This window comes from Parundibacterium terreum (genome assembly GCF_014636315.1).
In the GTDB taxonomy this organism is placed as follows: domain Bacteria; phylum Pseudomonadota; class Gammaproteobacteria; order Burkholderiales; family Burkholderiaceae_D; genus Undibacterium; species Undibacterium terreum.
Map to the genome: position 1 here is coordinate 1,061,137 of NZ_BMED01000001.1, position 20,707 is coordinate 1,081,843.

At 53.2% G+C, this 20,707-nt stretch carries 24 protein-coding genes; 22 read left to right on the forward strand and 2 right to left on the reverse strand.

All coding sequences use genetic code 11. From position 1 onward, the window contains the following. Positions 1-201: 201 nt before the first annotated feature. Genes IEW12_RS04930 through IEW12_RS04940 form a run of 3 tightly spaced genes read left to right on the forward strand, consistent with a single transcriptional unit; the run spans position 202 to position 1,775 of the window. Complete coding sequence (locus IEW12_RS04930) at positions 202-1,257, forward strand: serine hydrolase domain-containing protein (protein ID WP_188564831.1); 1,056 nt, start codon at positions 202-204, stop codon at positions 1,255-1,257. Positions 1,258-1,287: 30 nt separating this feature from the next. Further along, on the forward strand, positions 1,288-1,521 hold the full coding sequence (locus IEW12_RS04935; RefSeq protein WP_188564832.1) for a hypothetical protein: 234 nt from the start codon (positions 1,288-1,290) through the stop codon (positions 1,519-1,521). Continuing rightward, positions 1,518-1,775 carry a hypothetical protein gene (locus tag IEW12_RS04940; RefSeq protein WP_188564833.1) on the forward strand — a complete coding sequence of 86 codons (258 nt, stop codon included), beginning with the start codon at positions 1,518-1,520 and terminating at the stop codon, positions 1,773-1,775. The genes IEW12_RS04935 and IEW12_RS04940 overlap by 4 nt, the downstream gene beginning before the upstream one ends. A gap of 301 nt (positions 1,776-2,076) precedes the next feature. On the opposite strand, the gene IEW12_RS04945 is transcribed toward IEW12_RS04940, so the two are convergent. After that, positions 2,077-2,601, reverse strand: coding sequence for a YybH family protein (locus IEW12_RS04945; RefSeq protein ID WP_188564834.1), 525 nt, complete (start codon positions 2,599-2,601; stop codon positions 2,077-2,079). 321 nt (positions 2,602-2,922) lie between these two features. Between IEW12_RS04945 and IEW12_RS04950 the strand changes: the two genes are divergently transcribed. The 5 genes from IEW12_RS04950 (at position 2,923) to IEW12_RS04970 (ending at position 7,684) form a co-directional block, all read left to right on the forward strand. Then, positions 2,923-4,608, forward strand: coding sequence for a tetratricopeptide repeat protein (locus IEW12_RS04950; protein WP_188564835.1), 1,686 nt, complete (start codon positions 2,923-2,925; stop codon positions 4,606-4,608). 215 nt (positions 4,609-4,823) lie between these two features. Beyond that, positions 4,824-5,510, forward strand: coding sequence for a hypothetical protein (locus tag IEW12_RS04955; protein ID WP_188564836.1), 687 nt, complete (start codon positions 4,824-4,826; stop codon positions 5,508-5,510). Positions 5,511-5,811: 301 nt separating this feature from the next. Continuing rightward, positions 5,812-6,219 carry an MAPEG family protein gene (locus IEW12_RS04960; protein ID WP_188564837.1) on the forward strand — a complete coding sequence of 136 codons (408 nt, stop codon included), beginning with the start codon at positions 5,812-5,814 and terminating at the stop codon, positions 6,217-6,219. An 82-nt stretch (positions 6,220-6,301) separates the two neighbouring features. Further along, positions 6,302-6,823 carry a GNAT family N-acetyltransferase gene (locus tag IEW12_RS04965; RefSeq protein WP_188564838.1) on the forward strand — a complete coding sequence of 174 codons (522 nt, stop codon included), beginning with the start codon at positions 6,302-6,304 and terminating at the stop codon, positions 6,821-6,823. Between the two features lie 117 nt (positions 6,824-6,940). After that, positions 6,941-7,684: a substrate-binding periplasmic protein gene (locus IEW12_RS04970; RefSeq protein WP_188564839.1), complete on the forward strand. Its 744-nt coding sequence runs from the start codon at positions 6,941-6,943 to the stop codon at positions 7,682-7,684. Positions 7,685-7,862: 178 nt separating this feature from the next. Here the strand turns inward: IEW12_RS04970 and IEW12_RS04975 are convergent, their stop codons facing one another. After that, complete coding sequence (locus IEW12_RS04975) at positions 7,863-8,372, reverse strand: DoxX family protein (protein ID WP_188564840.1); 510 nt, start codon at positions 8,370-8,372, stop codon at positions 7,863-7,865. A 264-nt stretch (positions 8,373-8,636) separates the two neighbouring features. On the opposite strand from IEW12_RS04975, the gene IEW12_RS04980 reads away from it, so the two are divergent. From IEW12_RS04980 to IEW12_RS05045, 14 genes are all read left to right on the forward strand, one after another. Beyond that, on the forward strand, positions 8,637-9,023 hold the full coding sequence (locus IEW12_RS04980) for a GFA family protein (protein ID WP_188564841.1): 387 nt from the start codon (positions 8,637-8,639) through the stop codon (positions 9,021-9,023). Continuing rightward, positions 9,020-10,375: an ATP-binding protein gene (locus tag IEW12_RS04985; protein WP_188564842.1), complete on the forward strand. Its 1,356-nt coding sequence runs from the start codon at positions 9,020-9,022 to the stop codon at positions 10,373-10,375. The genes IEW12_RS04980 and IEW12_RS04985 overlap by 4 nt, the downstream gene beginning before the upstream one ends. Before the next feature lie 176 nt (positions 10,376-10,551). Beyond that, a complete protein-coding gene (locus tag IEW12_RS04990; RefSeq protein WP_188564843.1) occupies positions 10,552-10,905 on the forward strand; it encodes a CzcE family metal-binding protein in 354 nt (117 codons plus the stop codon). Positions 10,906-10,979: 74 nt separating this feature from the next. Beyond that, positions 10,980-11,255: a BufA1 family periplasmic bufferin-type metallophore gene (locus IEW12_RS04995; RefSeq protein WP_188564844.1), complete on the forward strand. Its 276-nt coding sequence runs from the start codon at positions 10,980-10,982 to the stop codon at positions 11,253-11,255. 67 nt (positions 11,256-11,322) lie between these two features. After that, complete coding sequence (locus IEW12_RS05000) at positions 11,323-12,096, forward strand: alpha/beta fold hydrolase (protein WP_188564845.1); 774 nt, start codon at positions 11,323-11,325, stop codon at positions 12,094-12,096. A gap of 118 nt (positions 12,097-12,214) precedes the next feature. Further along, complete coding sequence (bufA2, locus tag IEW12_RS05005) at positions 12,215-12,484, forward strand: BufA2 family periplasmic bufferin-type metallophore (RefSeq protein ID WP_188564846.1); 270 nt, start codon at positions 12,215-12,217, stop codon at positions 12,482-12,484. A 139-nt stretch (positions 12,485-12,623) separates the two neighbouring features. Further along, entirely contained in the window at positions 12,624-13,517 is an 894-nt protein-coding gene (gene bufB / locus IEW12_RS05010; protein WP_188564847.1) for an MNIO family bufferin maturase, read from the forward strand. Further along, positions 13,514-14,275 (forward strand): HvfC/BufC N-terminal domain-containing protein, encoded by a 762-nt coding sequence (locus tag IEW12_RS05015; RefSeq protein ID WP_188564848.1) that lies wholly within the window; start codon positions 13,514-13,516, stop codon positions 14,273-14,275. The genes bufB and IEW12_RS05015 overlap by 4 nt, the downstream gene beginning before the upstream one ends. Positions 14,276-14,331: 56 nt before the next feature. Further along, entirely contained in the window at positions 14,332-15,381 is a 1,050-nt protein-coding gene (locus IEW12_RS05020) for an alpha/beta fold hydrolase (RefSeq protein ID WP_229750925.1), read from the forward strand. A 283-nt stretch (positions 15,382-15,664) separates the two neighbouring features. Continuing rightward, on the forward strand, positions 15,665-16,252 hold the full coding sequence (locus tag IEW12_RS05025) for a DUF6151 family protein (RefSeq protein ID WP_188564850.1): 588 nt from the start codon (positions 15,665-15,667) through the stop codon (positions 16,250-16,252). A gap of 189 nt (positions 16,253-16,441) precedes the next feature. Then, positions 16,442-17,782, forward strand: coding sequence for an ATP-binding protein (locus IEW12_RS05030; RefSeq protein ID WP_188564851.1), 1,341 nt, complete (start codon positions 16,442-16,444; stop codon positions 17,780-17,782). A 115-nt stretch (positions 17,783-17,897) separates the two neighbouring features. Further along, positions 17,898-19,553 (forward strand): EAL domain-containing protein, encoded by a 1,656-nt coding sequence (locus tag IEW12_RS05035; protein ID WP_229750926.1) that lies wholly within the window; start codon positions 17,898-17,900, stop codon positions 19,551-19,553. After that, the gene (locus tag IEW12_RS05040; RefSeq protein ID WP_188564852.1) at positions 19,550-19,870 is read left to right on the forward strand and encodes a DEAD/DEAH box helicase family protein; all 321 of its coding nucleotides are present in this window, start codon (positions 19,550-19,552) and stop codon (positions 19,868-19,870) included. Before IEW12_RS05035 ends, IEW12_RS05040 begins: the two co-directional genes overlap by 4 nt. Continuing rightward, positions 19,860-20,702, forward strand: coding sequence for an HDOD domain-containing protein (locus IEW12_RS05045; protein WP_188564853.1), 843 nt, complete (start codon positions 19,860-19,862; stop codon positions 20,700-20,702). The genes IEW12_RS05040 and IEW12_RS05045 overlap by 11 nt, the downstream gene beginning before the upstream one ends. Positions 20,703-20,707: the final 5 nt, after the last annotated feature.

Genomic DNA, 20,707 nt, shown 5'->3' on the forward strand with positions numbered 1-20,707 from the left:
TCCTTAAGCAAGGGGTGGCATCTTCCGGTCGAGGGCCGCATCCACAAGCCCGACCACTTTGTTGTTGCAAAGACATTTTTTGTATGCCAGCATACGCCTACCATTTTGGGGTCACCGATAGTGTGCGGCAACCTGCGGCAAACCATTACTGATAGCGAATCCTGAATTCCAAACAAAAAGACCGACAAAAGGAGCAAAAAGATGCGGCAACAACAAAGCTGGTGGCGAATTCTGATTCTTGCCTTTGCCTTCGCAGGTGTGAGCCAGGTTTCATCCGCTGAAGAAGTTAACCGCATGGACCAGATTGTCCAGTCCTATGTCAAAGACAAGCAATTCAGCGGCACAGTATTGGTAGCCCGCGGTGAAAAAATTCTGCTGAACAAGGGCTATGGCTTGGCCAATATGGAGTGGAACATGGCCAACACTCCACAGACAAAATTTCGCCTTGGCTCACTGACCAAACAATTTACCGCTGTAGCTATCATGATGCTAGCAGAGCGCGGCAAGCTGAAACTGGACGACAAGGTAAGCGCCTATTTGCCGGATGTGCCCGCGGCCTGGCGGGACATCACCGTATTCCAGCTGCTCACGCATACCGCCGGCATTCATAACTTTACCGACCTGCCGGAGTTCATGTCCGTGGCCATGCTCGCCAAGACACCGAACGAGGTTCTCGATCTGGTTCGCTCCCTGCCGCTGGATTTTCAGCCTGGTGAAAAACACAGCTACAGCAATTCCGGCTACGTCCTGCTGGGCATATTGATAGAAAAAGTCAGCGGGCAAAGCTATGAGAGCTTCCTCCAGCAGCATATCTTCACGCCACTGGAAATGAAAGACTCCGGCTACGACCTCACAAAAGAAGTGATCGCGCATCGCGCCGCAGGCTATTCCCTCAAGAACGGCCATTTTGAAAACGCCGACTACATGGACATGGGCATACCCTTTTCTGCCGGCGCACTCTATTCCACCACCGTCGACCTGCTGCGCTGGGAGCGAGGCTTATACGGCGGCAAACTGCTGACAGCAGAATCCCTGAAAAAACTGACCACGCCGTATAAAGACGACTATGCATTCGGGCTGATCGTTAAGCAATACAACGGCAGCCGCGAAATCTTCCATAACGGCGGCATCAACGGCTTTCGCACCTCAATGGCTTACCGGCCGGAGGATGATTTGTACATTATCGTTCTGGGCAACACGGAGGCCAACACACCGGGGATTATCTCCAGCCGACTGGCGGTTGTGGCGCCTCGCTGAGGTAATGCATTTAGAATTTTTGAGAATGAAATGAGTAAAGAACAAGCTTTTCCCTTCATTGTTTCAATCACCTTTTTTCTGGGGAGTTACTTGATTCAAATTCAGGAACACCTTAACGAAAAGGGAAATTTTCCAAAATTTTCCGAGCTTTTTTCGTTTAAAAATGCGAGTCGCAATAGTCGCGCATTCATGTTTCTCAGAATATTTTGCATCATCCTTTTTGCATATGGTGTTTATGCAATGCGTGCAGGTAGCGCACTATGATGTTCGCTGTCGCCGTCGCAAAGATTTTGGCTTTGATATTACTGCCTATTTGCACATTGCTTCGTTCGAAAATTGCTATCGATAAATTTGGCTTCGAAGAGTATAAAAAGGCTCCCGGATTAGCCTTGCTCACAAAAGTATCGTGGAAAGACGCTCACTCAACAAGTCTGGGAATGTCCTTATTCTTGATGCAGGCAGCCATCGTTGTCTGTCTTGGCGTGATTATTATCGGCTCTGTTTTTATATTTTTCTGAAAACCAAAATAGCTAGGCACACGGTGCCAACGCCCTATTACCCGCGATAAATTTTCAGCGAATTGAATAAAATTGATGATTTAAATCTCAACAATATGACATACGCCGAGATACTCCGGCAGGCTGGTCGGGAAATGTTTTTCGTAACTGTGATTTCTCGAATATAAGTGCCGAAGGCGATCAACTTGATTCTATTTTCGTTGGTTGTGTCTTTGAAAAAATGGTATTGGGGTTGCCTGAGATGGCCACTACACCGCTCGGAAGCGGTACCATCTCAGGCAACTGCATGAAGGTCGCTTTATTACTTAGGACGCGGAGTCGGGTTGACCTCATTTGACCAAACCACAGCAGCAATTTTCCAACCATCGTCGGTGCGTAACATCTGCCAGCTCTCCTTACCCCAGTTTTCTTTATATTCGCCATTGAAGAGGCTATAGTCGAACCATACCTGAGCCACATCCCCATCGCTGTCGATACGTACGTTAGAAATTTTCTCGTCGAATTTCGCCTTGTCCTCGGCAATAAAATTGATAAATTTACGTGGGCTCATGGTGAAGAACTTTGGGGGAGGCTTCATGGCAGGCTGCGGCCTATTTGCATAAAGTCTCGCTATACTTGCGTCGGTTGTTGTCCCCGCCCAGGTAATGTCTTCTTTTAAAAAAAGTTTTAAAAATCCCTCTTGGTCTTTGTTAACGATAGCAGCACGAAAATCTTCAATCACCTTTTCGATTTGGGCTTTACCTTCAGTATTTTGCGCGTAAACAAGCTGTGGGGACGTAATAAAAACGCTCAGGGCCAGCAGCATTGCAGCTAAGAGTTTATTCACTTTGGGTTCCTTAAGTGATGAAAAATTTTTCGATTGTAGGCATTGCCAAGCCGATATGGGGAGATAGTGCAGAGTTTCAATAGTGATAATGTTCGTTTTCTCGCAGACCTATTCGGTTTGACCGTAAGTGTTCGCTCAACGAAGTCTTTAACTTAAATAGCCTTCGGTACTACCGGGCCTCCCACGGGACACAGCTATCCCACTTTAATCATCAACGATAAATAGCCGCGTCCTCCGCCATGTGGTAGGATCGACAACTATCGTCAACCATCGGCACCTATCCAGGCCGATGCTCAGCCAGAGCCTGAAGGGAGTATATCCATGCGAATATTGTCCGCTGCTATGGGGTGTCTTGTAATGCTGGCCGCGCCGCTCATCTCACTGACTCCGCCGGCCCAGGCCCATGCTCACCACGACGATGCCGGCAATGCAGTTGCTGGCCAGCATGACCATGAGCATAGCCACGCAACGCCGGAGACGCTGGGCACTGTCAGCTTCAGCACATCTTGCAAGCCTGCCGTGCAGCCTGACTTTAACCGGGCGGTTGCGCTGATGCATTCGTTCCAGTTTGGCCCGGCCATCAATGGCTTTCGCGATATCCTCAGCCGCGACCCGGAATGTGCGATTGCCTATTGGGGTATTGCCCTCAGCAGTTGGGGCAATCCGTTCGCAGGCTTCAGGTCCCCTGCCCAACTGGCGCAAGGATTGAAGGCAGCCGAAGCCGGGCGGGCACTGGCGCCTAAAACAGCGCGGGAACGGGCCTATATAGACGCAGTTGCACAGCTTTACGTAGATAACACGCGCATATCCCAGGCGACACGTCTCAACGCCTATGAAACGGCGATGGCCAGGGTTAGTGCCGGTTATCCTGACGATATCGAGGCGCGTATCTTCTACGCGCTGGCCCTGGCTTCGGCGGCCGATCCGGCGGACAAGACCTATGTAAAACAGATCAAGGCCGGCGAAATGCTGGAAGCGCTATTCGTCAAATATCCCGATCACCCAGGGCTGGCGCACTACATCATCCATTCGTACGATGAACCCGAACTGGCCGCGCGCGCTGCAGAGGCTGCGCGCCGCTACGGCAATATTGCGCCGTCCACGCCGCACGCGCTACACATGCCGTCGCACACCTTCACCCGCATCGGCGACTGGCAGGCATCCATCGCCACCAATACTGCATCGGCGGCATCAGCCCGCAAGGCCGGCCAACCGGCAGACGAACTTCACGCCAGCGATTACATGGTCTATGCCTATCTGCAAACCGCGCAGGACGAGGCCGCCCGTAAGCTCGTCCTGGTATCGGCAGAAACTTTCAAACGTTTTGATCCTGCCAATGCGGCCGGCGCAGCGCCCGCGACAACGGCATTTTTTGCCAACGCCGCCATTCCGGCGCGCTATTGCCTGGAACGGCGCGACTGGACAGCCGCGATGGCGCTGACACCGTACCAAAGTCCCTTCCCCTACGCAGATGCCATCACGATTTATGCCAAGGGCCTGGGTGCCGCCCATCTAAAAAACGCTGCAGTGGCGCAAAAATCAATCGCCGACCTGGCCGATATCCGTGACCGTCTGGCCGCAAAAAAAGACAGCTTCTGGGCCGACCAGACCGAGATCCAGCGGCGGGAAGTGGCAGCGCAACTGGCCATTGCGCAAGGCGATACCGCGCAAGCCTTAAGCATACTCACCCGCGCCGCAGAGATGGAAGACGTGACCGAGCTCGCCTCGCTCACACCCGGCCCCTTCATACCCGCCCGCGAAATGCTAGGAGAACTGCTGCTGGACACATCGCAGCCGGCGCAAGCCCTGGCACAATTCAAGGCAACCCTCGCCAGGCACCCCAACCGGTTTTGGTCAGTGTATGGCGCAGCGCAAGCAGCAAAACACGCAGGCGACGCCACGGCCGCACAGGCCTATTTCCAGCAATTGCTGACAATCGCCCCGCACGCGGACGAACCGCGCCGCGCAGCCCTTATCACGGCGAGCGCTGCTGTCAGGGGAAATTAGCGGGCTTTTTCGAAGCTCGCATGATATGAACAAATATCTGAGACTAGACATTAGCGTTATAGAATGCGGCTGAGAGAGCTGTCTGCTGTCACGGCCAGCTAAAAATCGCATTGAGAATTAAGGGTAGGCATCGACCAGAAGTCGACACCCGGGATTGTCTGCACGATTACTCGCTGCACCACCATTTCCTCTTTTCATCACATAGGCCTGAGTACGTGACTATCATTCTTTTTATATGCCTGATTTTGTTCTTGCCGCCGCTGTTTTTACCCTGGGGGAACTGGCTATGGAGATATCTATGGACTGTTGCCATGATTGGTTTTGGTCTGTGGGGTGCGCAAATGTACGACGAGTTTCAACCAGACTATAAAGACGCCGGACCTGGTGAAGGTGTTGGCCTTTTCATTTTTGTGTTTTCCCAATTTTCATGGATTTTAGGTCTGGCGATCAGGCTAATTGCAGTTAAAGTGATGAACCGTCGAGGCAATAAACAATATGGCGATTTAGAACCGTTCAGGATGTGGCGAAAGAGTAATCAACCCTTGCAAGCGCATTGGTTGAGAAAAATCGCCATCGCACTTCCAATAGCTGCTGCTATTACTTTTGTCTTATATACCGGGAGAGGCCCAATTACCCTGCTCGTAATCTCACCTGCGATAATTGGATTTATCATTGGTGTTATTTTCTGTGATGTGCCTGTGACATGGGCGATTTTATCTTCCGTGCCTGGAATTTTGATTGAGCTTGAATGTTCTTGGAACAACCGCTTTTATTTATTGGCAAACTCTTGGTCAAGTATATTCGTGTTCCTTTTGTCCTTCCTTGTGATACTTCTTGTCTCTGCGGGTATAGCGGGTTACCTCCGGCGAGCTCGAAAACTTTATTTTTTTGCGCCAAATTAATAAACACTATTGATGGCCCGCATGTCCCTTTGGGAGGGCTGTCAAACGCCGATAACAAACAGCACGGCAGGTTGGGCTATCGCTTCGTCAGCCCAACATTCAACAGGATATCCCGAATGAGATACCGTAGAGCGAACACCCCCGGCGGCGGCCAAGAGCCGTCATTCGGCTACGCCTCTTGCTTGATATTGCCTTTGTAACTTTTGTATGACAGCATATGAGCTGTTGAGTGCTTAAAACATATAGGCGCAACGGTGACAATTAGCGATTTACCGGATAAACCAGCACAACGGTATAAAAAATGACCCCTACCATCACCGCCGTCACCGGATTCGTTATTTGGTCGCTGTTTCTCCTGCTCCTCATGGAGCTCATGCGCACTAGGCTCGTCCTTACCAAGGCGATTCCCGCAAACGGCTTCAAGCCGGACAACTCAAATCTTTCCCCCTTCATGCAGCGCCTTGCGCGTGCTCACGCCAACTGCGTCGAGGGCTTGCCCATCTTCGGCGGCCTCATGCTCATTGCTGTGGTGACCGGCAGGTCCGCCATTACTGACCCGCTTGCCTACGTTTTTCTCGCTACGCGCATCCTGCAATCGGTCATTCACCTCAGTTCACTATCGGCCCTTGCCGTCACCCTTCGGTTCTCAGCGTTTGCTGTGCAAATGGGCATTGCGGTGTATTGGTCCGTTCGTCTGGTGGTGGCTTGAAACAAAATAGCTACGCCGTTGGCGACGATCGGCCAGGAGCAGACAGAAGCGGACCGCTAACAAGTTAAAGGATAGATTATCCATGAATCACGCGTTCACCACGTCCGTTCCGCATCTTCAGACGGAACGACTTACGCTTCGTGAGTACCGGCGCGAGGACTTCGACGTATTTGCGGACCATTTGATGAATTCTGAAAGCTCGGCCCACCTGGGCTCGTCTGACCGTCAAACGGCTTGGCGAATCTTCAGTTCACATGCTGGATTATGGCTCATACATGGCGCTGGTTGGTGGGCTGTAGAGAATAGGCAGACTGGCCAACTCGTCGGCAATGTTGGAGCTTTCTTTCGCGAGGATTCAACTGAGATGGAGATGGGCTGGAATACTTATCAACCGTTCTGGGGCCAAGGAATCGCAAACGAAGCAGCGGCGGCAGTCTTGAAATATGCGTTCGAGACTCGACGCGAGCCGAAAGTTCGGGCTCTCATCGCTTCAGCCAATGAATCATCGCTCCGTGTTGCCGAGCGCCTTGGAATGACTTACGAGACAGAAACTGAACTGTACGGCAAAGTAATCGGCAGTTACACGCGTGAGCGCAAGCGTTGAATCCTTAGATATAAAAAACGGAATTGTGCTTCGTTCCGTCCGCTTTAGGGAGGCCACTACCGGACAAGTACAGACGCTCGTGTCAACACAAAGTGCCGGGTATTGGAGTAAATCTACATGATGACTCGTTCAAAATTGTTAGCTCACACCATTCTTGCAATTGCATTGAGCATTGGATGGCTGTGCGGATTCGCCGCGGAACAAATTAAAATTGGAGCAGCGATCAATTTGCGATCGGGGAATTTGATGGCGGAGAAAGTTTTAGAAGAAGCGTATCGAAAAATAGGAATTCAGTTAGTTCTTGAGCGTTTACCGTTCGCTCGTATGACTTACCTTATTGAAGCAGATGAACTAGACGGTATTGCATTTGGTTTGGTAGAGCCAGAAAAATTTGCCAAGAACCTGGTAAAGATTCCGATCGCCGTCTCTTATTCTGACACGGTTGCGTTTTCCACTGACAAAATTTTTGCTGTTGCCGGGTATGAAAGTTTACGGCCTTACTCTATAGGATATATCGCAGGTGTGAAGTCTATAGAGATTCCTACTGCTGGCATGCGCGTTGACCCGGCACCGAATCTTGAGTCTATGTTCAAAAAATTAGCGAGCGGCCGCACTGACATTGCCATAGATAACAGGCAGACTATTTGTGTAGCTAGGAAGCTTGGCCTCAGCAACATCCATATTTTGGAACCTTCGCTATTGAAGATTAGCGCCTATCATTTCATTCAGAAAAAACACCATGAATTGATACCCCGGCTGACAGAAGTCCTAAGTCGAATGGAGAAAGATGGATCTATTCGTCGAATACAGGAGACAACTCTGCGAGATTATGTCGAGAATTGTCCACTAGACAGCAAGTGATTCGAAGATTTTCCGAAACCCTCCGTATGAGATAGAGACGAGGGCAATAAGCACATATCAGTGTCCGCCTTGAAAAAATCTGCACCTCCGCCTTTTGGGCGTAAACAGCCCTAAACCAAAAACCAAATCCCGCCCCCGCATTATCATGCTGAACGGGATTTTTCATGCCCCTTCAAAACTAACGCTTGCCCCTCACCCCGCTCAACAAATAATCCAGCGTCAGCTTGCCGCCGCCATGCGCGATCAGCGGCAGCAGTACGCCTGCCCACAGCAGGTGCGTAGGCCATGCGTCGGGGTAGACAAAGATCTCGATCACGGCGGTCATGCCGAGCAGGGCTGCGGCTGCCGGGCGTGTAAACAAGCCCAGCACCAGCAATAGCGGAAACAAATGTTCTGAGTAGGTTGCCAGTTGCGCGGCCAGTTCGGGCGGGATCAGCGGCAGTGCGTATTCCGAGCGGAACAGTTCATAGGCCAGCGGCTTGATGGTTATGAAGCCTTCTACCTTGGTGCGGCCGGACAGAAAGAAGGTGGCGGCGATGCCGATGCGGGCGACGAGCAGCAAGAGCGTGTCCGGCAGCAGGCTTTGCAGCAACGCCGTGATGCCTTTTCCTTTTGTTTCTGCATTATTGTTGACTGTCTGCGCTGTCGCTTTGGAGGTGGCCGCACGGGCCGTGTAGCTGTGGTTCATGGTTATTTCCTGTCTGACAAAAGTTTGATATTGATAAAGATTTTTTGATCACAATCGCATATGGCCACTTCAGCACCGCCGGCATTCTGGGCGGGAATGGCGCTGTTGCAATGGCGCCATTAAAACGGATTGACGTATCTCCGGTGTGTCAGATTGCCCCCTCTGTGCAATGTTTTGTGTCAGGCAGGCGGCCGGATACACTGGCACACAAATCCCCACAGGTCTTCCGCTATAAAGCAGTCTTTCATAGTCCGAAAGCTCTTTATGTCCTTAGATTTTTTACAAGGGTCCTGCCATTGCGGCGCCGTTCAGTTTTCCGTCTGCACTGCGCTGCAGCCTGCGTCCAGCTGCAATTGCAGCCTGTGCCGGCGCAGGGGTGCGCTGATGTCGCCGCCCTTCCCTGCGCAGGAACTGCTGATCACCCAGGGCAAGGCCGAGCTGGCGCTGTATCAATTTAATACCCATGTAGCAAAACATTATTTTTGCAAGCACTGCGGTGTTTACGCCTTCCACCAGATACGCAACAACCCGCTGCACTGGCGCGTCAACATAGGCTGTCTGCATAGCGTGGATCCCTATGCGCTGGAAGCCGGCGTGGATGAGGCTGAAGAGAGTGCAAGCCTGTCTGAGCAGACCGAGGCCGCGCTATGAACATTCTCTCCTTGCGCAGCCTTGGTCACCGTATTGGCCGCCACTGGTGGCCACGTACGCTGTTTGCGCGGCTGACGCTGATCCTGGTGGCCGGCCTGGTGCTGGCCTATGCGCTGTCTTTCAGTCTGATTGCCTACGAGCGCCGCATGGCAACCACCAACCTGATGCTGGGATACATGGAACAGGATGTGACCAGCGCGGTGGCCCTGCTGGATCATGTTCCGGCCAGCGAGCGTGTGGAATGGCTGCCGCGCCTGGAGCGGCGCAACTACAGTTTTCTGCTGGATAGCGGCCTGCCTGGCGCGCCGCCTGACGCGCGCTTGTCCAGCCTGCTGGCAAAGTCGATAGAGCAATCCATAGGAAAACGCTACCCGCTCACAGCCAATGCGGTGCCCGGCAAGGGTGAGCATATGCAGGTGCATCTGCGCCTGAGCGACGACATGCCGCTGACGGTGGACCTGCGACCTCGGAACCTGCCGATGTCACCTTGGCTGCTGCCGCTATTGCTGCTGCAACTGGCGCTGCTGGCCGCCTTCTCCTGGCTTTGCGTGCGGCTGGCGACACGCCCGCTGGCGCAACTGGCGCATGCGGCCGATGCGCTCGGCCCCGACCTCAACCCCAGCCGCCTGCCGGAAGACGGCCCCGCAGAAGTGGCGCGCGCGGCCAGCGCCTTCAATGCCATGCAGGACCGCATCGCCACTTATATGAAGGAGCGCATGCAGATCCTGGCGGCCATCTCGCACGACCTGCAAACGCCAATCACCCGCATGCGCCTGCGTGCCGACCTGATGGATGACAGCGAAGAGCGCACCACGCTGGCGCGCAACCTGCGCGAGATGGAAGACCTGGTGCGTGAAGGCGTTACCTATGCCCGCACCTTGCACGGTGCGGCCGAGCAGGCTGTGCGGCTGGACCCGGATGCATTATTGGGCAGCCTGATCTATGACTACGTCGATGCAGCAGCGCCGGTAAGCCTGCGCGGCAGCATAGGCAAATCCATGCTGCTGCGCCCGGTGGCGCTGCGCCGCATCCTGACCAACCTGATTGATAACGCGCTGAAGTACGGCGGCAATGCGGAAATTGTTGCGCAAACCCTGGCGGATGGCGGCGTGGCGATTTCAGTGATGGACAACGGCCCCGGCATACCGGAAGAGAAACTGGAAACCGTATTCCAGCCTTTCTACCGGCTGGAAGGATCGCGCAACCGCAGCAGCGGCGGCACCGGGCTGGGTCTGGCCATCGCCCGCCAGCTCGCACAAGCCATCAATGCCGGGCTGGAATTGCGTAATCGCGCCGGCGGCGGGCTGGAAGCGCGCCTTGTCTTGCCGGCATCGATTCCATTGTCCGAATGAAAATTGTACCTCAATGTATCCGGGCCCTGTCCATATACAAAACCACCATGAAATCGCCAAACAAGGACACAAGGCCGATACGCGCGACGGTTTTAATAGCATCCATCGAGACAACAACATGATCTTGATTTCTAGCAGTAAAGAACATTGTTTGTAATTTTTTTAAGGAACATAGCATGAACAAATTGACTCGCTCCCTCACTTCCCTGCCTGTGCTGTTAGTTGCTTTATTGGCTGGCACTGCCGGCGCTCATGGCCTGGCCACCAATGCAGGCGGCACCGTGACCTACGGCAACGCTGCAGCAGAAGGCCAGGCAGCGCGCACCATCGTTGTTACGCCATCCACCAAATACATCAATGTCACCAGCGGCGAAACGGTGGAATTCTCGGTCGAAGGCAAAAGCTTCAACTGGCACTTCGATGCATTCGAAAACCGCGACAGCTTCGGCCTGGACAAGATCGCGCCAGCAGGCACGCATGCCAGCCAGGTGCGCGTTTATGTAGAAGCTAATCCTTTGTATCGCGGCTGATTGCAGCCACGGCCCTCTCACCACAATCTTTTTTTATCATTTTTTAAGCAGCATCAACCACATAGGAAATCATCATGAAAAACACACGCACAGCCCTCGCCGCCACTCTTGCATTGTCCCTGTCCGCACTCGCCTTCGGCGCGCATGCAGCAGACGCACAAAAGGCCGCTACTGAAAAATGCTACGGCGTTTCCAAAGCCGGCATGAACGATTGCGCCGCCGGTGCCGGTTCTTCTTGCGCAGGCACTTCCAAGGTCGATTACCAGGGCGACGCCTGGACGCTGGTACCAAAAGGCACCTGCACCACCATCAAGACGCCAAAGGGCTTTGGTTCGCTGAAGGCAAAATAATCAGCTCTGCCCACTCAGGCTTTTCTTTCGCTTATTCATTTTTTTAATTCAAGGTAGAGACTTCACCATGAAACTCGCTTCAAGCATCACCATCACGCTGGCCGCAGCCGCCGCACTGGCTGTACCTGCACTGTCCTTCGCCGTGCCCAATGTGGTTCCTTACGGCGCCAAGAACGTGATCCTGGTTCACGGCGCTTATGTAGACGGCACCAACTGGCGCGCCATCCATGACCAGCTGTGGCTCAAGGGTTACAAGGTTACCGTGGTTCAGCAGCCCAACACCACACTGGAAGAAGATGTGGCTGTTACCCGCGAAGCCATTGAGGCACAGGATGGCCCTGTGATCCTGGTGGGTCATGACACCGGCGGCGCCGTGATCTCCGTTGCCGGCACCAGCGACAAGGTAAAGGCCCTGGTCTATATCGCGGCGCTGCAGCCGGAAGTGGGCGAAAGCATTGCGCAATTGACGGCAAGCAAACCTGCCGTCAACAACGATGTGCTCACCGATGCAGCCGGCCGCCAGTCGCTGGACCCAGCCAAGTTCCGCGAAGATTTTGGTGCTGATTTGCCGCCTAACCGCACCAACTTCATGTCCATCTCGCAAACGAAGATGACCCCGGCCACGCTGAATGCCAAGCTCACTGCCGCTGCCTGGCATACCAAGCCTAGCTACGCCATCGTCGCAACGGAAGACCGTGCAATCAACCCTGAGTTGCAGCGCTGGATGAGCAAGCGCGCCGGCTCCAAGGTCAGCGAGATCCAGGCCAGCCATTCCGTGCATTTGTCCAAACCGGAAGAAGTAGGCGACTTCATTGCAGAAGCGGCGCTGAACGCCAAGTAATTTTGAAAGTTTTAAAAGTTTTACCAGGGTGCGGCAACCATGAGAAAGCCGCGCCAGTAAATCAAGTAGTACCCAAGTAATCAAGCTGTATCCACCTTAATCATTTTGGAGAAACACCATGAATATCAGCCTCAAATCCCGCGTCAGCATCGCCACTGCAGCAGCCCTGATGGCATTGGCCGCAGCCTCTATCGCCAGCCCAGCAAGCGCTGCCGAGAAAGAACAACCAGGCCGCTGCTACGGCGTCAATAGCTGCAAGGGCAACAGCCTGTGCGCGACAGCCAAGAACGACTGCAAAGGCCTGAACGACTGCAAAGGCCAGGGCGTTGTGTTGAAAACCAAGACAGCTTGCCTGAAAGAAGGCGGTTCCTTGACTGAGCCGAAGTAATCGGTCGCTAGCTACAAGGCCCGGTGCTGTTTGTCCGGGGCCGGGCCTGTAGAACTCATCTCATAGATACCGGTGAAATGCCATTTACGAAATGAGTTTTAATTTTTTCACAAACCATTTTTTAATAACGGATAGCGCGATGTCATCTTCCAGCTCCCTCTTCTCCGGCTACGGCCTCGGCCTGCGCAAGGAACATTACCGTGATTTCCTGGAAACCAAGGTTCCAGTCGATTTTGTGGAAGTCATTTCCGAAAACTTCATGGTAGATGGAGGCCAGCCCCGCCATATCCTGCGCCAGATACGCGAGCGGCATCCTGTGGCGCTGCATGGCGTCTCGATGTCTATCGGTTCTGCCGATGGCCTGAAACCGGAATACCTGCGCCGCCTGAAGGCGCTGGCCGATGAGATAGAACCGCTGTTTGTGTCGGACCACCTGAGCTGGTCGCGTATAGGCAACTTCAATTCACACGATCTGCTGCCGGTTCCTTATACGCAGGAGGCGCTGGACATCGTCTGCGCCAATATCAACATGGCGCAAGACACGCTGGGCCGTCCCATGCTGTTTGAGAACCCATCCAGCTACATCAGCTTTGATGGTGCGATGACGGAGTGGGAGTTCCTGGCTGCCATGTCCAAGCGCACCGGCTGCTCCCTGCTGCTGGATGTGAACAATGTGTTTGTCAGCGCTACCAACCACGGCTTTGATGCGCTGGCCTTCCTAGACGGCATTCCGGCGGAGCGCGTGCGCCAGATCCACCTGGCCGGCCACAGCCAGGGACGGAATCAGAGTCAAAACATGCTGATCGATACGCACGACAGCTCGGTCTGCGAAGACGTGTGGCAGTTGTATGCCAAAGCCATGTCTCTGCTGGGCCCGGTGGCAACGATGATAGAGCGCGATGACGCTATCCCGCCGCTGGCCGATCTGCTGGATGAGCTGGCAATAGCCAGAAGGCTGGGTGCAAGCGCCCGTGCCGATGCCGCAAGCACAGCGATAGCCGTTGCGCGCGAACGCATGAAGGAGGCTGTATGAGCCCAGCCAATACGACGATGGCCCAACTGCAAGCCAACTTCCAAGCCTGGCTGGTGACAGGATCGGAAGAAGCGGCAAACAGCATAGGTTCGCGCGCTACCGCAGGCCTGTCCGTTTATCAAAACAACTACCGCGCCCAGTTGGTAGGCTGCCTGGGAGCGTCTTACCCGCAAGTGCGGCAATGGATAGGCGATGAAGCATTCTTGAGTGCGGCCATTACCCACATAGACAGCCATCCGCCGCACGCATGGACGCTGGATGCGTATGCCACCGGCTTCGACAAGACGCTGGCAGAGATGTTTCCGGACAACCCCGATGTAGATGAGCTGGCCTGGATAGAGTATGCGCTGGCCGAAGCCTTCATCGCCGCCGATGCCGCACCGCTGGCATTGGATGCACTGGGCGAGGTTGACTGGGACAACGCCAGGCTGCATATCACGCCTTCCTTTATGAGCATTGCCGCCACCACCAATGCAGAACGCATCTGGATGGCGCTGTCGCAGGGCAAGGAAGCCGTAGAGAGCGAAATGCTGGTAGAACCCGCCGGTCTGATCGTCTGGAGGCGCGGCTACACGTCTTACCTGAAGCAAGTGGATGCACTGGAGCACGAAGCTTTGTTGCACCTAAAAGAAAACGGCAGTTTTGCCGCGCTGTGCGAGCTGCTGGTAGAACGCCTGGGCGATACCGAAGGCATCAACACTGCCGGCGCCCTGCTCTCCGGCTGGCTTAGCAATGAGCTGATCAGCGACATAGAATGAATTTATCCAGGCCACCTCAAACCGGCATCACCAATATCATACAAAGGAGCAACATCGTGTCAGACAAATTATCCCGCCGCCACTTCCTGCTTTCCAGCGCTGCCGGCATCTCCAGCCTTTCCCTTGCCAGCCTTGGCTCCGCCATCGCGGCGCCAGCCGCTGAACAAGCATCGGCGGCAGTGCGTGGCGGCAAACTTTCCACACTGTCCACCCGCCAGGTCAGCACTGATGACCTGGACATCGGCTACCACGAAGCCGGCCCCGAAAACGGCCGCCCTGTCATCCTGCTGCACGGCTTCCCTTACGACATCCATAGCTATGTGGACGTGGTGTCGCTGCTGACGGCGCAAGGCTACCGCGTGATCGTGCCGCACCTGCGCGGCCACGGCACTACCCGCATTCGCGACAAGAATGCGCTCTCCGGCCAGCAGGCCGCCATCGGCGCAGACGTGATCAGCCTGATGGATGCATTGCACATTCCAGAAGCAGTGCTGGCCGGCTACGACTGGGGCGGCCGTGCTGCCTGCGTGGTGGCGGCACTGCGCCCTACCCGCTGCGTGGGCCTGGTATCGGTCAACAGCTACCTGATTCAGGACATCGCCAAGGCAAGCGCACCGCTGCCGGCGTCCGTAGAACATGGGCTGTGGTACCAGCACTACTTCCAGACCGAACGCGGCCGCGCCGGCCTGCAAGCCAACCGCCGCGACATCGCCCGCATCCTGTGGAAAAATAATTCGCCGACCTGGGCCTTTGATGATGCCACCTTCGAGCGCTCGGCCAAGGCTTTCGACAATCCCGATTACGTCGATGTCGTCATCCACTCCTACCGTCATCGCATGGGCCTGGCCGCCGGCTACCCGGCATATGAAGACATGGAGAAAAAACTCGCCACTGGCCCGGTCATCAGTGTCCCTACCATCACCATAGACGGCGCAGCAGACGGCGTGATCGCCGCCACGGATGGCAAGAGCAGCGCGGCCAAATTCAGCGGCCCGCGCCAGCACCGCCAGATCCCCGCCGTAGGCCACAACCCGCCGCAAGAAGCACCGGCAGCATTTGCCGATGCAGTGATAGAGCTGGTGCGCAATGGAAAATGGCGGACCTGATATGCCCGTAAAGCAGTAGCTCGTGTTCTGTAGGGTGCAATAGCGCAGCGTATTGCACCGCATGGCTGACCAATCTACCCATGCGCGACGATCCCCGCGCATGGCATGCGGCTGTGTTTGCCAAAAATTCGGTGCAATACGTCTGCGGCTATTGACACCCCACATATTGCGGCTCACGACCCTGCAATACCGATTTAAGAAAAACCTCAGAGATGCGGCGAAGGCCATAGAAGCCCGCTGCGCATCTACCCACTTTTTTACATTTATTTATAGGATAAAAATCATGCGTCATATTCAATGCCAATGCGGCCACCTGCAAGGTGTGGTCTCCCCCAATGCCGGCGTCACCCGCCTGCTCTGCCACTGCCAGGATTGCCAGGCCTATGCCCATGCACTGGAGCAGGCCGAGCGCATGCTCAATCCACAGGGCGGCACCGATGTCGTCACCACGCTGCAGCAACACGTCAGCTTCACCAGCGGCGCAGAATCGCTGGCCTGCGTCTCGCTGTCCGACAAGGGCATGCTGCGCTGGTATGCAAGCTGCTGCAATACGCCTATCGCCAACACTGCCCGCGATCCCAAGCTGTCTTTTGTCTCGCTCGTACACAACTGCCTGGACGACCTGGACCATGAATTCAGCCCCAAATACGTTGCCGTGAACACCAAGCATGCCAAGGGCAAGGTCAACGCCAGCGCCATCAGCGGCCTGTTTGCAACCGCCCGCATCATCAGCTCGGTCGTCGGCGCGCAACTCAATGGAAGCTGGAAGAAAAGCCCTTTCTTCCGCCCCGGCACCTTGAAGCCAGTGGCAACACCGCGTGTCCTGCATGCCGCAGAGCGCGAGCAAGCTTATCAGGCCGCAAAGTCCTGAACCTGAACCTGACGCCGTCCGCCGGTGACTGAGCCGCCGGCGCGACAGTAGAACCTAAACTCAAACATCCGAGCAAGTTGCTTATACGACTTTTTCCTTGTTTTTTTTATAATCCGTATTACTATGGATCATGAGGTAGACTATTTATAAGTGCAATTAAGCAATGTTGCTTCTTAGTGATTGGACCATATGACTAATCAGTTTGAAGAGTTTCATTCGACTTACCCCTCTGTGACTGAGCAATTTGCTCAGTTAAGCGCGACACCTCATGCGCCCGCCAAAACACCCTCCAATCGGCTGCAGTACTTAATAGACAACACACCCGCCATCATCTATACCAGTGTGCCGACTGGTGATTTCAAAATGACTTTCGTCAGCAGCAATGCTTATAAGGTACTGGGATACCGTCCGGAGGACATGGTCGCCGATCCCAATTTTTGGTTTAACCACATTCACCCTGATGATGTACCAAAAATATTCTCCAGCCTAGCGATGCTGTTTACGGAGGGGGAAAGGACTTACGAATACCGCTTTCTAAGCCAGTCTGGGGATTATGTGTGGATGCACGATATGCTGCATCTCATCCGGGACGAGCAAGGCAACCCTCTGGAAGTCGTGGGATCACTGACTGACATCACAGAACGCAAGAAAATGGAAGAGGATTTGCATAAAAAAGGGGAAGAGCAGCAGCTATTAATCATGAAACTGCAGGAAGCCCATGAGCAATTGCTGCAATCCGAAAAAATGGCTTCAGTAGGCCAATTAGCGGCGGGCATCGCACACGAGATTAACAATCCAGTTGGATTTGTGAACTCCAACATGGGGTCCTTGCAAACCTATATGCAAACCTTGTTTCAATTGCTGAGCCAGTATGACGAGGTATTCAAGTCTGCCTCTCCGCCACCGGAAATCGTCGCAAAGATGGAGTCCATCAAGAAAAAGGCGGATATCGAGTTTTTGAAGGAAGACGTGGAAGACCTGGTCAGGGAGTCCATGGACGGGTTGAAACGGGTCAAGGATATTGTCCAGTCATTGAAAGATTTTTCCCATGTCGGGGAGACCGACTGGCAAGAGGCGGATATCCATCAAGGATTGGATAGTACGCTGAATATCGTCATGAACGAGATCAAATACAAGGCCAATATCGTCAAGAATTACGGCGCCTTGCCTGCGGTCAAATGCATTATTTCGCAACTGAACCAGGTCTTCATGAATTTGCTCGTCAATGCTTCGCATGCAATAAAGACGACGGGAACAATCCAGATCAGTACGGGGACCAATACCGATAGCAACCAAAGAGAATGGGTATGGATCAAAATCATGGATACAGGTTCCGGGATTCCAGCAGAAAATTTGCATCGCATTTTTGAACCTTTTTTTACAACAAAACCGATAGGAAGCGGCACTGGTCTTGGGCTGTCCTTATCGTATGGAATCATTAAGAAGCATGGTGGCCGCATAGATGTGGTCAGCGAAGTCGGCAGAGGCAGCATATTCACGATTCATCTTCCGGTTCGACAAGACAATTGATGCTGGCACGGATGGACAGATATCTGCAAGAGTCGCCATGGTGCAACGATGGCCGACTCTATAGGAACGGCTATCGACAGTAGCTTTGAAAGAACCGGCGAGCAGCCTGCATTGTATGCGCATGAGCAAATGCTTTGATGCACAAGACATGAATGAGAAAATGATAGAGAAAACTTTGATTGCTGACGAACTGCATACGGCGATAGCGGAAGAGCAATGGGTGCTCTGCTATCAGCCCAAGGCGGAGTTGACGACCGGCAAGGTCGTTGGGATGGAGGCATTGATACGTTGGGCGCACCCATCAAAAGGGTTGATCTCACCTGCCCACTTCATCTCCATTGCCGAAGAAACGGGCCAGATATGTGCGATCGGGGAATGGGTGATAACACAAGCCTGCAGAGACATACTTCAGTGGAGAAGCCACGAAGTTCAGGCTCCCAATGTCGCGATCAATGTGTCCGCAAGGCAGTTTCAGGATGGAGAGTTCTTTGAAAAACTGGTAAGGATTCTCGCAAACCACGATGTTTCTCCAAACCGGATTTCCTTGGAAATAACGGAAAGCATCCTGATGACCAATGACGAATTCATTGGCGATATCCTGAAGAATTTCAAAAAATTAGGGATTACCTTAGCCCTGGACGATTTCGGCACTGGCTATTCGGCACTGAGTTACTTGAAGTATTTCCCCTTTGATTACGTCAAAATAGATCAATCATTTGTCCGAGATATCAACACCAATTCCGGAGACGCCGCCATCGCGAAAGCAGTTATCTCCATGGCCCATAGTCTTGGACTGCGCGTCATCGCTGAAGGGGTCGAAACAGACGCCCAGTGCGAATTCCTGTGCAACCATCTGTGCGATGAAATTCAGGGACATTTTTTCTCGCGCCCGATTTCCGCCGGCGAGATCGAAAACTTTCTAAGGGCCGACACCAGATTGCCGGAACATCTGCTAAGGATGGAAAAGCCGCAGCGTACCCTGCTCATTGTCGATGATGAACCCAATATTCTGGCGTCGATCAGGCGTTTATTGCGACGGGAAGGTTATCAGATCCTGGTCGCCAATAGCGGAATGGAGGGTCTCAGCATCCTGGAGACCAATAGCGTGGATGTCATCATCTCCGACCAGCGCATGCCAAACATGACTGGAGTGGAGTTCCTGCGAAAGGCCAAGTTAAGCCACCCTGATACCGTTCGCATTGTTCTTTCCGGATATACAGAACTACAGTCCATCACCGATGCCATCAACGAAGGCGCAATCTATAAATTTCTGACCAAGCCGTGGGACGATGAGCAGTTACGACTCAATATCCAGGAAGCTTTTCACTACAAGGAAATGGCGGACGAAAATCGCCGGCTCACCTTCCAGATTCAGGCAACCAATACGGAGCTCGCCAAGGCAAACCGCCAGTTGGCAGATATAGTTGAGCAAAAACAGCAACAGATCAAACGGGATGAAATCAGCCTGGAGATAGTGCGGGAGGTGCTGCAGTATATTCCCTTGGCTCTCATCGCCATTGATGACGACAATATGATCGCCTTTGTCAACTCAGCGGCAGAAAAAATATTTCAATCGGCGCAACCTATCCTTGGCACAGATATCAGTCATTTCGATTCAACAATCGGCACGTCGGTAACAGAGTTTGTTGAAGGAGAAATTTTCCCTCTCAGGCTGGGGAATCAAGCTTTTTCAGTGAGTTGGAGAAATATGGGAGCGGGATCCAGGTCACGCGGAAAATTGCTGACTTTTACTCCATCGGCGGCATCATGAGTATCAAGCAGATTAGCCTGGAGGAAGCCGAGGCCGGCATGCAAATTGCGGTTGACTTGAAAGATAGCAATGGCACGGTGCTAATGCCTACCGGCACAAGCCTGACTGCCACATCGATCAAATCTTTGACCCGTCGTGGCGTTGAAAGCGTAAGTATTATCGCTAACGATGCTCCTTCCATAGACCAGCGGCTTGAAAATGAACGTTTGAAAAAACGTCTTGGTAAATTATTTCGTAAATCTGCCACCGGGAAACTGGATCGCCAGTTAATGGACTCTGTGTCCTTGTATCGCATCGGCAAGAAATATGATGAATAATCCTGATGCTGAAATTATCCGAAAGATCAGCAACCTCCCCTCTCTGTCGGCGGTAGTAACCGAACTGCTAACGACCATTGAAAATGAGGAGGTTGATTTCGACATCATCGCAAAAAAAATATCGCATGACCAGGCGCTCACTGCGAAAACTTTGCGGTTAGCGAATTCTTCCTTTTATGGGATGCAGCACAAAATAAATAGCATACAAGAAGCAATAGCGATACTTGGGTTCCGCAGTGTGAAGACGCTCATTACCACGACTGCAATCACCGGAAGCTTTGCGAAGCCCGGCAATAGCCAGCTTAATTTCAATTCTTTCTGGCGCCACTCAATCGCAACAGCCGTTTGCGCCAAACAACTTGCTACCCTTGTGAAAGCAAACCAGGACTATGCATTTACGGCAGGCTTACTGCATGACATCGGAAAACTAGTTCTGGCAACACAATTTTCCGAGCAGTATGAGCAGGTCATGCAGCTACGCATAGAGCGAGATTGCTACATTGAGGAAGCCGAAAGCGAAATCATGTCCACAGACCATTCGGATGTGGGAAGAATACTGACCGAACATTGGAAATTTCCCGAAGACATGCAGCAAGCGGTCGCCAATCATCACAATCAGGACCAGAGCGCAGAGACGATGCTAACCTCGATTGTCCATATCGCCGATATTATTGCCCACGCGCTGGATCTTTCAGGAGATGAAGAGGAATTAGTCCCTGTCATCGGTGTGAGTGCCTGGGAAAAATTGAACCTTACCGACGAGACACTTACCCACGTATTTAAAAACACCGAAAAACAATTCGAAGAATTTTGTCAGATTCTCATTGGCTAGATCAA